Genomic DNA, 544 nt, shown 5'->3' on the forward strand with positions numbered 1-544 from the left:
TTTGGGGGTTGTGACAAATGCTCCTAATTTCAAGCGCGAAGTTAATAAACTAAACGATTATATGCCCTTGCTTCCTGAATATTTAAGTGGACAACTGGCCTACAATTCCCGGCATGCTGCCTCAAAAGATTTTTCTGGGAAAAAGCAGTTGCCAGGTGGCTATACGCCAAGCGCCAGGTTTATTCGTGCAGCCTATTTGAAAGAAAGAATCGATCCGGCGGCCGACCAGAAGGAACAGCTTGTTAATGCCTGGCACATTTTGAATTCTGTTACGGTCCCAAAGATGTCGACTCGTTCTAATACATATACTGTCTATCGTTCTGCGGTTGCTTTGGAAACAAGAACTTTATATTACGAAAGTTATTCCGGTACAGGATTGTTTAAATTAGTGCTTAATGATAATCTGTTAAAACAAAGCAAGGAAATTTTTTACAAAGAAAATATAAGCGATTTTCAAACTATTTCTTTAAATTAATTTTTGTTTTTAAAGCGATAATTTTTGTTTAGGAAGCTCGATTGATAAAATTAAGGTAATGTCCACACT

The 544-nt window shown here is 37.1% G+C and carries 1 protein-coding gene; it reads left to right on the plus strand.

All coding sequences use genetic code 11. The annotated features are described in order from the left end of the window. A partial coding sequence (locus tag KH893_RS11650) for a linear amide C-N hydrolase (RefSeq protein ID WP_281166260.1) occupies positions 1 to 475 on the plus strand: 475 nt, incomplete at its 5' end. Positions 476 to 544: the final 69 nt, after the last annotated feature.

Origin of the sequence: Liquorilactobacillus sicerae (assembly GCF_029916425.1) — a bacterium.
Classification (GTDB): Bacteria; Bacillota; Bacilli; order Lactobacillales; family Lactobacillaceae; genus Liquorilactobacillus; species Liquorilactobacillus sicerae.